The 12,758-nt window shown below is 51.5% G+C and carries 13 protein-coding genes and 1 pseudogene; 8 read left to right on the forward strand and 6 right to left on the reverse strand.

The genetic code is table 11. The features are described from left to right. Positions 1 to 520 precede the first annotated feature (520 nt). Positions 521 to 643 (reverse strand): annotated as a pseudogene (locus ACTG3Z_RS13255) (IS30 family transposase); the annotation flags it as partial. 10 nt (positions 644 to 653) lie between these two features. Continuing rightward, on the reverse strand, positions 654 to 1,283 hold the full coding sequence (locus ACTG3Z_RS13260; protein WP_439143540.1) for a TIM barrel protein: 630 nt from the start codon (positions 1,281 to 1,283) through the stop codon (positions 654 to 656). Positions 1,284 to 1,411: 128 nt separating this feature from the next. Here ACTG3Z_RS13260 and ACTG3Z_RS13265 point away from each other — a divergent pair, with 128 nt between their 5' ends. From ACTG3Z_RS13265 to ACTG3Z_RS13280, 4 genes are all read left to right on the forward strand, one after another. Then, positions 1,412 to 1,642 (forward strand): type II toxin-antitoxin system CcdA family antitoxin, encoded by a 231-nt coding sequence (locus ACTG3Z_RS13265; RefSeq protein ID WP_439143541.1) that lies wholly within the window; start codon positions 1,412 to 1,414, stop codon positions 1,640 to 1,642. Then, the gene (locus tag ACTG3Z_RS13270; RefSeq protein WP_439143542.1) at positions 1,642 to 1,941 is read left to right on the forward strand and encodes a CcdB family protein; all 300 of its coding nucleotides are present in this window, start codon (positions 1,642 to 1,644) and stop codon (positions 1,939 to 1,941) included. Before ACTG3Z_RS13265 ends, ACTG3Z_RS13270 begins: the two co-directional genes overlap by 1 nt. A 617-nt stretch (positions 1,942 to 2,558) precedes the next feature. Continuing rightward, a complete protein-coding gene (locus ACTG3Z_RS13275) occupies positions 2,559 to 3,443 on the forward strand; it encodes a bifunctional 5,10-methylenetetrahydrofolate dehydrogenase/5,10-methenyltetrahydrofolate cyclohydrolase (protein WP_439143543.1) in 885 nt (294 codons plus the stop codon). Positions 3,444 to 3,458: 15 nt separating this feature from the next. Then, positions 3,459 to 4,457, forward strand: a complete 999-nt coding sequence (locus tag ACTG3Z_RS13280) for a GlxA family transcriptional regulator (protein ID WP_439143544.1) — start codon at positions 3,459 to 3,461, stop codon at positions 4,455 to 4,457. Here ACTG3Z_RS13280 and ACTG3Z_RS13285 read toward each other — a convergent pair. After that, the gene (locus ACTG3Z_RS13285) at positions 4,446 to 5,291 is read right to left on the reverse strand and encodes a DMT family transporter (RefSeq protein ID WP_439143545.1); all 846 of its coding nucleotides are present in this window, start codon (positions 5,289 to 5,291) and stop codon (positions 4,446 to 4,448) included. The two genes, ACTG3Z_RS13280 and ACTG3Z_RS13285, sit on opposite strands and share 12 nt — an antisense overlap. A 264-nt stretch (positions 5,292 to 5,555) precedes the next feature. Here ACTG3Z_RS13285 and ACTG3Z_RS13290 point away from each other — a divergent pair, with 264 nt between their 5' ends. The 4 genes from ACTG3Z_RS13290 to ACTG3Z_RS13305 are packed head-to-tail and all read left to right on the forward strand — an operon-like array spanning position 5,556 to position 9,204. Next, positions 5,556 to 7,925 carry a DUF1989 domain-containing protein gene (locus ACTG3Z_RS13290; RefSeq protein ID WP_439143546.1) on the forward strand — a complete coding sequence of 790 codons (2,370 nt, stop codon included), beginning with the start codon at positions 5,556 to 5,558 and terminating at the stop codon, positions 7,923 to 7,925. Continuing rightward, positions 7,922 to 8,299: a hypothetical protein gene (locus tag ACTG3Z_RS13295; RefSeq protein ID WP_439143547.1), complete on the forward strand. Its 378-nt coding sequence runs from the start codon at positions 7,922 to 7,924 to the stop codon at positions 8,297 to 8,299. The genes ACTG3Z_RS13290 and ACTG3Z_RS13295 overlap by 4 nt, the downstream gene beginning before the upstream one ends. Next, a complete protein-coding gene (locus ACTG3Z_RS13300) occupies positions 8,289 to 8,735 on the forward strand; it encodes a hypothetical protein (RefSeq protein WP_439143548.1) in 447 nt (148 codons plus the stop codon). Before ACTG3Z_RS13295 ends, ACTG3Z_RS13300 begins: the two co-directional genes overlap by 11 nt. A gap of 58 nt (positions 8,736 to 8,793) precedes the next feature. Beyond that, complete coding sequence (locus ACTG3Z_RS13305; RefSeq protein WP_439143549.1) at positions 8,794 to 9,204, forward strand: group II truncated hemoglobin; 411 nt, start codon at positions 8,794 to 8,796, stop codon at positions 9,202 to 9,204. A 7-nt stretch (positions 9,205 to 9,211) separates the two neighbouring features. On the opposite strand, the gene ACTG3Z_RS13310 is transcribed toward ACTG3Z_RS13305, so the two are convergent. The 3 genes from ACTG3Z_RS13310 to glnT form a co-directional block, all read right to left on the reverse strand. After that, positions 9,212 to 9,799, reverse strand: coding sequence for a dimethylsulfonioproprionate lyase family protein (locus ACTG3Z_RS13310; protein ID WP_439143550.1), 588 nt, complete (start codon positions 9,797 to 9,799; stop codon positions 9,212 to 9,214). A gap of 161 nt (positions 9,800 to 9,960) precedes the next feature. Further along, positions 9,961 to 11,295: a flavin-containing monooxygenase gene (locus tag ACTG3Z_RS13315; protein ID WP_439143551.1), complete on the reverse strand. Its 1,335-nt coding sequence runs from the start codon at positions 11,293 to 11,295 to the stop codon at positions 9,961 to 9,963. Between the two features lie 62 nt (positions 11,296 to 11,357). Continuing rightward, positions 11,358 to 12,692 carry a type III glutamate--ammonia ligase gene (gene glnT / locus ACTG3Z_RS13320; protein WP_439143552.1) on the reverse strand — a complete coding sequence of 445 codons (1,335 nt, stop codon included), beginning with the start codon at positions 12,690 to 12,692 and terminating at the stop codon, positions 11,358 to 11,360. Between the last annotated feature and the right edge of the window lie 66 nt (positions 12,693 to 12,758).

The following is a 12,758-nucleotide window of genomic DNA, read 5'->3' on the forward strand; positions in this document are numbered from 1 at the left end:
AACTGCTCATGTCCGCGAGCTATCACGCTGGATTCACACAGTGAATCCTACAGTGCCCGATTTGTGCAACAAAGCCTCTTCGACGTGAAAAATCAGCAAGACACCACGCCTGATATTTATAAATTTATATTGTAAAACAGATACTTAAGGAAGCTAGCATGAACTTCACAAAAACTTCATAACTTTTTTGATAATTTCACAATTCAATTTTATGAACAAAAATATGTCGCTGTCGATTTTTTGACAATCACCGCTAACTTACGACAGCCACAGGTTTTTATCTTTCACGAAATATATTTATCAAAATGTAATTTATATAATCTTTAATTAGGATATGTATCTATCGATATATATTATTGAAATAAGATATATCTTTCAGGCAATAAAGGCTCACCTTTTGATCAGAACCAATCTCGCGAGATTAAAAAGCATGAAATAGCAGCACGGCTAAGGAGCCGTTCGAAGCGCAGATGACTACACCCATAAATGGAACCTGAGAGCGATGTTTGAACCGCGACTCCTATTGCCATTGAAGGTAGCGGCTGCGGCCCGTCTCCTCTAGCATCTTTTCTCTGAACACTTCTGCGGGTGTCTTCCATCCCAGGCATTTGCGCGGCATGTTGTTAAGCCGGTCGCAGATCTGCTTGATGTCATCATCGGTCATCGCCCTGATGTCTCGTTCTTCGTTTGTCATGAAGACTTCCTCCACCCCAAATCGGGTAATTTACAGGAAGTGTCCCGCGAGTCCGTACATATCTATGCGCTGAAACACGGGTTTCGCACAGACGTAGAGCCGATCCTTGCCATGGCACGCTTTGAGCAGGGCGGTGCGATTGATCCGGTTGCAGCGTACCGCGTCTCTGAATATCGTGCCAAAGTCGGAGCAGAGCGCCCAGCGGTGCGTCATAACCAAGCGGTGCTATCACATCCAAGATGTGGTCGTAGTTCACCTCACCGCTGTTAGGTGGCGCACGATCCGAGACAGATGCGAACTGGATATGACCGATGTGAGGCAACAAGTCGTCAAGCTTGTGAGTCAAATCACCTTCCATCAGTTGCACATGATAGCAATCAAACATGAGCTTGAGGTTTGGTGCGTCGACCTCTTTGATAATCTCTAGCGCTTGATCGGTTTTGCTCAGGAAATACCCCGGTGCGTCATATTTGTTCAACGGCTCGATTAGAAGGATTACGCCGCTTAGCGCTGCTTGGGGGCAGGCAAATGTGAGGTTCTTCACGAAGATCGCGCGCATCGGCACTAGCAGCAAAGCCCACCATGACATGCACGGCTTTGCAGTTAAGGATATTCGCGTAGGCGATCGCCTCATCAATCACAGCTGTTGCGCATGTTTCATGCGTAAGATTGACGTGCATATACTAATGGCCTACTGCACATGTAGGAGGAACCTTGATGAATTCTCATACACGTAAACCGACAAATCTCTCGCTGGATACTTCCTTACTAACAGAAGCCAAGGCATTGAAGGTGAACCTATCTCGCGCTGCAGAGGATGGCGTTCGAGTTGCGGTTTCTGTAGCCAAGGCGCAGCAATGGAAAGCGGAGAATGCAGCGGCAATCCGAAGTTCCAACGCATACGTCGAAAAGTACGGATTGCTGCTTGATCGTTACCGTCAGTTCTGATGCCTAAGTATGACGTATTTCCCAACCCGTCTGGTGTTGGTTATCTTTTGGATGTCCAAACGGATCTTCTGAGTGATCTCAACACCAGGGTCGTCGTGCCATTGCTGCCAGCATCCAGCGCACCGAAGCCTGCAACACGGCTCAACCCGATTTTTGATTTCGAAAATCAACCAGTCGTTATGGTAACGCAGTTTATGGCGGCTGTCCCAACCAGTATTCTCAAGGTCTCAGTTGGAAAGCTTGATGAAGAGTTTGAAAAGGTCACGTCCGCAATCGACATGCTAATCCAGGGTTTTTAGGCGATTCAAATCAGTTCAATCGCTATTATATTACATAATGTCTATTATCAGAATATGAAAAAGTGATAAAAACACAGCCAACCCCTCACAAGACTACCCTCCCTGCTGACTCACAGCTGCAGTTGGTTTTGTTGAGAATTAGGTCGGCTCTGCGGGACAAAGCGCAAAATTGCTACAGACTTATTCAATGGCGGCTTTTGCTGAGAAGCTATAGAACTTAAGGATCGGTATACCGGCCTCCAGTTCGAATGCGACGCATAGTTCTGCAGAGATGTTGGAAGCTCATAGTGGCAAAAACACACCTTTGTTATGATGGTTGCGGCGCACGACCACCCATATGCCAGCGGTCATGAAGACTTTTCACAAAAGCCTCAAATCATGATAAATAACTTTTAAAGTGTTATATATCAATGCGTTATATATTCTTTGAGCTTATATGATGTTTAAATCGCTAGTCTTGGAAAAATAACTCAAGATTGGCCACAAGGTTCTCAATAGCAATCAAAAGTTCCAAGAACGTCCGTTGATTGGATAAATAAAATATTCCTATTAAGAATATTTGTTGCATAAAATGCAAACTTATGAGCCAATGCCTCAGCCAATACGAAAGACACAAAATGACTGCTGCCACCCCTGATCATCGCCTCATCGATGGGCGCAAGGTTGCGACCGACATCCTCAGAGAGTGCAAAAAATATACTGAAAAACAACACGCGCTTGGCCGCTTGGTCTCGATCTGCATTGGCGATGTGCCTGAGACGGAGGTCTACGTGCGCAACCAAGCGCGCGGGGCAAAGCATGCCGGGCTCCCTTTTGAACAAGTCAACTGGGATGCAAACATCACGCAAAATGAAGCCAAACAAGTCATTCAACAAATGAACAATGACGCCTCAATCCTAGGGATCATTATTCAACGACCTGCGCCCGAGCATATCAATATCCGCTCTCTCCAATCTGCAGTCCATCCGCTTAAAGACGTTGAAGGGATGAACCCTGCCTCTATCGGTAATATCGTCTATTCCGACGTCGCCCTTGCACCGTGTACCGCTGCGGCGAGTGTTGAATTGATCAAGGAAACGGGCCTCACACTTGAAGGCCTGGAGGTTGTGATGATCGGCCATTCCGAGATCGTTGGTAAACCCGCCGCGATGATGCTTATGGCGGAAGGCGCAACTGTCACTGTGTGCCACCATTTTACGCGTTCTGTTGCGATGCACTCACGCCGCGCCGATGTGGTTGTTGTTGCCGTTGGAATCGCAGGATTTCTAGGCCCTGAAATGATCAAACCAGGGGCTGCGGTGATTGATATCGGCATCAACCAGATCCAAGATAAGAACGGCAATTTCAAGATCGTTGGCGATGTGCAAACCGAAGCTGTGACAGAGGTTGCAGGCTGGGTTACTCCTGTGCCTGGGGGCGTTGGCCCTGTGACCGTTGCCATTCTGATCCGCAACGCGATTGTCGCGCACAAGCGCCAGATTGCTGCCGGCTGGATCGAGTAAAACGTGCACCATGCCATGCCCATAAAAGCGTCTACGCCAGCCCTACCCGTAAAGGACAAGGCCGCCACAGAAAACAGCCTCGTGCGTCGATCGATTGAGATCTATGTCGGGCGTGGTTTTTGCGAATTTGAAACAGCAGCCATTGCGCAGGTGCTAAGCTGCGCAAACGAAATGCTGGGCGAGGTTATGTTCAGCTGGCGCTACGTCTCTGAAACGCCGGGTCTTTTGACCGGAAAATGCGGGATGATTGTGCGCGCGGAACCTGTGGTGCAGGATCATGAGCTAGCAGATATGCTGTTTGTCGTTGGTGGGCGTAGCGGGCGCGAGGCGGCTTGGTTGCCACGCTTGCATCAAATGCGCCGCTTGGGTCGCTCCGTCGCGTTGCTTTCAGACGCTGCAACCGCTTATATCGCGCGCACCAAATCTCCTGTGGGTAAGGTCACAACACATTGGCACGACGCGCTTTCACTAAAAGAAACTGGCCATCATCCGAAATTGACCAACAGCCTGTCAGAAATATCTGCGGGTATCACCACCGCCGCAGGCAGCGGTGCGACGATGGAACTGATGATTGCCCATATCGCGCCCTACCTGAGCACAGCCGACGCGGCCGAACTTGGCAATCGTCTGATGCTGCATGTTCTACGTTCCCCGCAATCTGAGCAACCAAATGACATCGCGCTTATGCCCGCACTTTCAGATGGTCGCCTCAAGCGCGCGGTCGAGATTATGGAAGGCTCGCTCGATCAGCCTTTGAACGTTTATGAACTTGCACAAGAAGTCTGCGTGTCCACACGGCATCTAGAGCGCATCTTCAAAGAGGTCTTCGATCAAACGCCTGCGCGCTTTTACAAACAATTGCGTACCAAGAAGGCACGAGCGTTGATTGAAGAAACCCAACTCTCGATGGTCGAAATCGCTGTAGCGACAGGTTTTAGCTCAAGCAGTTCGCTCAATGAAGCGATCAAAAAGCAATATGGCGCTAGCCCCAAGAAAATCCGCTCAAAGCGCTAGATATCCGATCCCTGCAAAGGCAATGAGGCAGCCAAACCATTGCAAAGTACTCAGCCGTTCTTTCAGGAAAATCCACGCGAAAACGATTGTAAGCAATCCAAACATCGAACTTGCAACTGACGCATATTGCGCATCGGGCAAATGCCCTGCCGAATTGATCATCAGCAACGCAATCCCATCCGCAACCCCCATCACCGCCAACACAGGCAATGCTGCGTGGCCCGGCCAAAACGGTAATTTCAGCGCGATCATACCGAGAATAAGCAAGGCGATAGCCACACTGCGTGTCACCAAAGTCACCGGCAACTCCCCTGAGTGTGCGCTGGCCATCTGACCTAAGGCGAACGTGCCCGCGAATCCGATAGCCGCCAACACCGAGAACGCAATAGTCTTGCCGATTGACGGCACCTCTTCGTCACTGTGATCTGAAAGCGCAGCCACCAGCGATACCCCGAGGATGATCAACAGCACAGCACCCCATTGTAGAACCGATATGTGCGCCCCGTGCCAAGCTGCCCACGCGAGCGACAAAACCGGATAGCTCGCGATAATCGGTGAGACCAGTTTGACCGGACCACGTTGAAATGCGCCATAAAGCCCGAGACTCGCCATTAAGAACAATACGCCTGACAGCGTCGATATCCCCATCACCGAACGATCTGGTAAAACCGCGCTTTGCTGCGCTCCCATCACGATCAAATGAAACACAGTTCCCACGACCAAGACCGTTAGCAGCGATGCCATCAACGGGGTTTTCTGGCTCACGAAACGTACACAAACATCATGCACGCCCCACATGACTGCAGCGATCAACCCGAGCGTGAGAGCACTCATTTATCAGACCTGAAAAACGGGATCATGAAGACCAGACACGCGACCAAAAAGAAGACGCTGCCAAACATTGCCCAAAAGCTGCCGATACTCGCAATGCAAAAGCCGACAGCCGAAATCACGAACAATATCCAGCCGACAAAGTTAATCTGATGGTTACTCACAGGTTTGCTCCGATTTCATTTGCCGACTCTTTCATTTTGATATTATTCTCACCGTTAAACATTTATTCCACAGATGCAAATGTCTGTCGGATGGGAGACGGCAATGCTTGATGACTATCCACTGGTCCGACCTGGCCCGCCAAAACCGAGCGTAATCATAGAACCGAAGGTATTTTCGTTGCCCCCCGGAACCGAACGCTATGTAGTCGAGGGCGCAGGTGCAATCCTTGTTCCGGTTCAAGCAGGCGATACGTTTACAATCACCAATGACGAAGGTGGACAACCTTGCGAAATCGTTATCGCAGACGCATCCGGCACGTTGTCGCCAGAAATTCTAGGGCAGACCAGTAGCGCGCTTGCGGATGGTCTCAAAGCGTTGCTCACAAGTTCCGATCAATCTTTGCGCGGTCTCCGGATGGGGCTTGATGCCCGTTCTATTGATCTGGCGCAGACAGGTGCAATCACACTCTTTGGCGCGGATACACCTGCTGGCACCTCAGAGAGCTTTTCCGTTTCGGCTGAGGCCACATTGATTGTCGCGGCCCCCGGTGGACCGATGGACTTGGAAGCGCAAAATACTTCAACACCCCTTACGTTGATGGTCACACGCGCCAAGCTTCTACCGCACACGCGCTTTGAATTACCAACACCACTGGCCGATCCCCTCGCAGACATTCGCGTTCATAGTCAAACGGCTGAAGCCTATTTCGTCAAAGCTGGTGATTACATTCAAATCCTCGATGTTGATGGTCGCCAATGCACTGACTTTGAATGCTTCTCGGCGCGCAAGCTCGACAAGGGAATTGAACATGCACTCGACGTCACAACCACGCGCACATTGATGGGTCATGCCTATCCGATGCCGGGCCTACACGCGAAATACTATGATCAAGAAATGGTCCCGCTAGTCGAAGTGGTGCAAGACACATGCGGACGTCACGACGCCTTTGCGCTCGCCTGCTCTGCAAAATATTATGACGACATCGGCTATCCCGGTCACATCAATTGTTCTGACAACTTCAATCACGCGCTATCCAAATTCAACGTGGCTGCGCGCAAAGGTTGGATGGCGATCAATTTCTTTTTTAACACCGGCCTTGATGATCACGGCGTTATGTACGCCGATGAACCTTGGTCGCGCCCCGGTGACTACGTGCTACTGCGCGCGCTTACCGACATCGTCTGCGTCAGTTCCGCCTGTCCCGATGACACTACGGCCGCGAACGGCTGGAACCCCAGCGACATCCACGTGCGTACCTATTCTGGCGAAGAGACATTCCAACGCTCAGTCGCCTATCGCCCCACACCTGACGCGGAATATAAAATGACCAAACAGACCGGCTTTCACGACAAATTCGCCCAGCACACGCGCAATTTCATTGAATACAACGGCTATTGGCTCGCCAATTGCTACGCCGCCGCTGGCCCCATCGAGGAATACCACGCATGCCGTCAGAAATGCGTGATCATGGATCTTTCGCCACTACGCAAGTTCGAAATCACCGGCCCTGACGCTGAAGCGCTTTGCCAATACGTATTCACTCGCAACATGAAGACACTCGCGATTGGTGGCGTCGTCTACACAGCCATGTGTTACGAGCACGGCGGCATGATCGACGACGGTACAGTCTTCCGCCTTGGCAAAGACAATTTCCGCTGGATTGGTGGCAATGACTACGGCGGAGAGTGGCTGCGCGAGCAAGCCGATAAACTTGGTCTTAAGGTGATGGTACGCTCATCCACGGACCAGCTTCACAACGTCGCTGTGCAAGGGCCAGAGTCCCGCGACTTGCTGAAAAAGATCGTCTGGACTGCACCGCATAACCCAGAGTTCGAACAACTTGAGTGGTTCCGCCACACCCCTGCCCGCCTCAACGATGAAAGCGGTACACCGTTTGTTGTCTCGCGCACAGGTTACACGGGCGAGCTTGGCTATGAAGTCATGTGCCACCCCAAAGATTGCGCCGAGATTTGGCAAGCGATCTGGGATGCGGGTCAAGAGCATGGCATCAAACCAATGGGGCTCGAGGCTCTTGATATGGTGCGCATCGAGGCGGGACTGATCTTCGCCGACTACGACTTCTCCGATCAAACCGACCCATTTGAAGCAGGTATTGGCTTTACCGTACCACTGAAATCTAAGACGGATGATTTCATTGGCCGCGATGCATTGATCCGCCGCAAGGAAACCCCTGCGCGCAAGCTAGTGGGCCTTGAGATCGACAGCAATGTCGACGTAGAGCACGGTGATTGCATCCATGTAGGCCGTGCGCAGATTGGCGAGGTCACGTCTTCCATGCGCTCACCCCTGTTGGGTAAAAACATCGCCATGGCGCGGGTTGATGTGGCGCATTCAGCCGTTGGCACGGCGCTTGAAGTTGGCAAACTTGACGGCCATCAAAAGCGTCTGCCCGCAGTGATCACCGGCGCAACAGCAGCCTATGATCCCAAGAAAGAGCGGCCACGTTCATGATCCGCGCACTCGCAGCTTGCGCGCTGCTCCTCCTTGCCAACATAGCTAACGCTCAATCAGTAAAACTGACGGCAGCGCAAATCACGGATTTGCTGAGTGGCAACACGGCCGTCGGCAAATGGGACGGCGTAGGTTATCGCCAATACTTTGGCGGCGATGGTGTCACGATATACGCACAAGATGGCGCGCGATCTGCACGCGGCGAATGGCGCGTTGACGCAAGCCGCGACGAATACCAAAGTATTTGGCCCAAGGATGATGCTTGGGAGGGCTGGTATGTCATGGAATATGTTGGAGTTTATTTTTGGGTGAGCAAAGCCACCCCACCGACCCCGTTTCGTGTCGAGCAAGGCGAACAGCTTGATGAAGAGTAGCGCCACTTTTGTGTTTCTCGCTATGGCAATGCCTGCATATGCGCAGACATGTGATGCGTTAGAAGCACAACTAAACACGCGCGATGGCATCAGTACATATTTGACACAAGACACCTCGCGCGAAGTGATATGTGCGGCCGCGTTGATGCAGAACGGCAAAACCAGCTCATTCTGTTACGCAATGTATGAATACCGCTCAGCCGACGCGCAATTGGCATTGGAGCGTTTGGATGCCACCCTTTCAAACTGTTTCTCAGCGCGCGAAATGACCGGTGCAGGCGATATCGTGAACCACCCCGACAGCTTTGAGCAAAAGCAATTCTGCACGCCAGAAAATACTCTCAGTCTTTCGCTCAAAGACAAAGCAACCCTAAATCAAACGCTGGTGTTCTTACGTTTAGACGAAAGTGCAAACCTACCGAATTTTTGCGAATGATATGGCGGTTTGATCTGTATCAACGACGCACAAACGAGCGCGGTGCACGATAATCCCCATGAGCATGCTTGATGACATTGGCGGCGAAGCCTCCCTGCGCGACTTGGTAGAACATTTCTATGATCTGGTCGAAACCCTGCCCGAAGGCTCAAACCTGCGCCGCTTGCACGCACGCGGACATGGCGTTGATCATGCACGTGTTGAACAGTTTAACTTTCTCTCGGGCTTCATGGGCGGGCGGCAGCATTACAAAGAAAAACATGGGCATATGGATGTGAAACTCATGCACGCTCATGTTCCGATCAGGAAAGAAGACGCGGACAATTGGGTGCTCTGTATGTCGCAAGCGCTTAGTGACGAAGGTCATGAGGACACTCTGGCAGATCGTTTGAACACAGTATTTCGCCGCGTCGCTGATATCCTAGTTAACGATGTTGAGGATTGGGAAACAGCCGGAACACGGCGCTAACCTGGCATCATCTCTCCGACCAAACAGGGGCAACATCAAAATCATCGCGCCACACCACATAAGCCATCACAGGATGCGCATGACTGGTTAGCGCATGTGCTGTACCGCTTGGATGAAACGCGGATTGACCGGATTGCAGCGTTTGTGATGGCGCGCCTTGCAGATGAAACTCTGCCTCGCCCGCGATCACCACATAGATTTCTTCTGCGGGATGATGATGCCAAGGATAGTGCAAATGCGGTGGCTGAAAGACCAAAAAACTACGCATCTTCTTTGATGCAAACGGCGCATCGCGTCCGATGATCTCATAACAGCCAAAGCGGTTCATGAAGTCCGGATCTGTATCACTATCCTTGTAGGTTTCGCGCCACAGCATGTCAGATCCGAGCCCGCGAAGCGCATCGCGCAGATCTGGATACGCGCTGGCGTCCAAGCCGTCTTGCATCGCGAAAAGCTTTGTCGCAGGAATGGAATAGGGTGCAAGCGGTTGACGCGTCACATCATCTGGAAAAGGACAAAAAACACTCAACTCTGCATGCGTGCTGTGAAGCGTTCTGAGCTCTTTCAAAGCAATTTCTAAATGAGTTTGGGTCATCACACATGTTCCTCGCGCCTTCAGGCTCTATTAACAGTGCAACCAGAATCCCCGATTATCACGCCATTTCACGCCATTCATGCAGCCGGTAGCGTCGCAAAGGGAATGCTCAAACGAAAACAGGGACCGAAGTCCCTGTCTCTTAGCAATCGTCAAATCGCTTAATTTTGCAGGTAAACTTCCAAACTATCGTCCAGCGCATCTTTCCATGGCGTGTGATGGATTGGGGCCATCGTGCCAGTGATGACCGATTTGTAAGCGTTGTTGCGGAAGGTCATAATGTCTTTCTTCTTGTGCCCTTTCCACTCTTTGAACGCTTGGCACGCGCCCTCAACATCAAAGCTCGGGTAATCGGTATCCGCGATCAATTCCTTGATGTAATCACCTTGATACCAGATCGCATCATAGTCATCCTCGCCTGCATCTTCGCGCGCCACACGATCTGCAACATCAGCCTGACGCGCAACGAGATCAGGTATCGCGAGGCGTCCCATGATCACATCACGTACGTACCAAGCTTGCGCATCAAACATATTGAACGTGAACCATTGATCCTGCATGCCAAGATAGAACAAATCTGGCTCTGGCACATAAGCGACCCCCTTATAGAGATCTGCGCTCGCCAAGCGGTTCGCCGTTTGCAAGCGCAAGTCATCAGGCATGTAGGGGAAGTGATGCTTGTAACCCGTACACAGAATTACCGCATCAATGTCTTTCGTAGCCCCATCCTTGAAGTGCGCAGTATTTCCATCAACCTTCGTGAGAAGCGGCACCTCTTGCCAGTTGTCTGGCCAATCATAGCCCATCGCCGCGGTACGATGGCTAACCGTGATTGTCTTTGCACCATACTTCCAAAGTTGCGAGCCGATATCTTCCGCAGAATAGGATGTACCAACAATCAGCACATCCTTGCCTGCAAACTCCATCGCATCGCGGAAATCATGAGCGTGTAGAACGCGTCCTTTAAAGCTCTCGAACCCGTCAAACTGTGGTACATTTGGCGTGCTGAAGTGACCAGAAGCGACGATCACATGATCAAAACTTTCCGTATAGGTACGATCATTGGGCAAATCGCAGACAGTCACGTCAAAACCTGCATCGCTCTTCTGCACCCAGCGTACAGCCGTTTCAAAACGGATCTGATCGCGCACGCCCGCCTTTTTCACGCGGCCCTCGATATAGTCGAACAGCACCGCACGCGGCGGATAAGAGGCGATCTGTTTGCCGAAATGTTCCTCGAACGAGTAATCCGCAAATTCCAACCCCTCTTTTGGGCCATTCGACCACAAATAACGATACATGGAGCCGTGAACTGGTTCACCATATTGATCTAGGCCGGTGCGCCACGTGTAATTCCACAAACCGCCCCAGTTGGATTGCTTTTCAAAGCAAACGATTTCAGGCACCTCAGCGCCTTTTTCAGCGGCAGATTGAAAGGCTCGCAATTGTGCCAATCCTGATGGACCTGCACCGATGATGGCGACGCGTTTGGTCATGTAATTCTCCATTGTTAAACGTAAATGTATGTGATCTGCGTGGTTTGCACGCAGGTCCGTTTTTAAATATCGAGCGTGTTATCGCGCTCCCACTGAGAGAAATACGACACGAAGGAATCCCATTCCTGCATCTTCATCTTGAGATAGCTGCGCGAAAACTCTTCACCCATCGCAGCCTTGAGCCCCTCGTCCTTGTCATACTCGCGCATCGCATCGAGCATATTCAAAGGCAGCTTTGGCGCATCTGTGATCAAATGACCTTCCGCGTACATATCAATGTCGTGACGCTTGCCCGGATCCGCTTTGGAGCGCACACCGGACAGACCCGCTGCAATGATCACAGCCTGCAACAAATAGGGATTCACCGCGCCATCTGGCAGGCGAAGTTCAAAACGGCCTGGACCGGGAACGCGCACCATGTGCGTACGGTTGTTGCCTGTCCACGTCACCGTATTGGGAGCCCAGGTCGCGCCAGACATCGTGCGCGGCGCGTTGATGCGTTTGTAGCTGTTCACCGTCGGATTGGTAATCGCCGCAAGCGCGCTGGCGTGCTTCATGATGCCCCCAAGAAAATGACGGCCTTGCTCAGACAAACCAAGTTCTGCGGTTTGGCTGCTGTCGTTGGCCTCCATCGCGAAGACATTCTTTGTGGACGCATCACCAGCCGCATCCCAAACTGAGACGTGCGCGTGACAGCCATTGCCAGTCAGGCCCTCAATCGGCTTAGGCATGAACGTCGCACGGTAGCCATGCTTTTCAGCAACGCATTTGGTCATAAACTTGAAGAAACTGTGCTTGTCAGCCGTCTTAAGCGCATCATCGAAATCCCAGTTCATCTCCCACTGACCATTCGCATCCTCGTGGTCATTCTGATAAGGGTTCCAACCAAGATCGAGCATATGATCCGAAATCTCGCGGATCACATCAAGGCGACGCATAAACGCTTGTTGATCGTAACAAGGTTTCGCGGCCGTATCGAAGCTATCGCTGATTTGGTCGCCTTCGGGTGTGAGCAGGAAGAACTCAGCCTCGATGCCTGTTTTGACGTGCATGCCCTCTTCGGCGGCTTCGGCAATCAGCTTGCGCAACACGTTTCGTGGCGCTTGCTCAACTGGTTCGCCTTCCATCACGCAATCCGCTGGGACCCATGCGATTTCCTTATTCCACGGCAGGATGATCACCGCATCAGGGTCCGGAACCGCCAGCATGTCAGGGTGCGCGGGCGTCAAATCAAGCCAAGTGGCGAACCCTGCAAATCCTGCGCCGTCTTCTTGCATATCCGCAATCGCGCGAGCCGGCACCAATTTTGCGCGTTGACCGCCAAAAAGATCGGTGAATGAAATCATGAAGTATTTTACGCCGTTCTCTTCGGCGAATCTTGCCAGATCAACTGTCATTTTTTTGTCCCTGTCGTCTTTTATTCGAATTCAAAAAAGGCGCGTGCCATGTGCTGTCCGCGCCTT

Source organism: Planktotalea sp. (assembly GCF_965659345.1).
GTDB lineage: Bacteria > Pseudomonadota > Alphaproteobacteria > Rhodobacterales > Rhodobacteraceae > Planktotalea.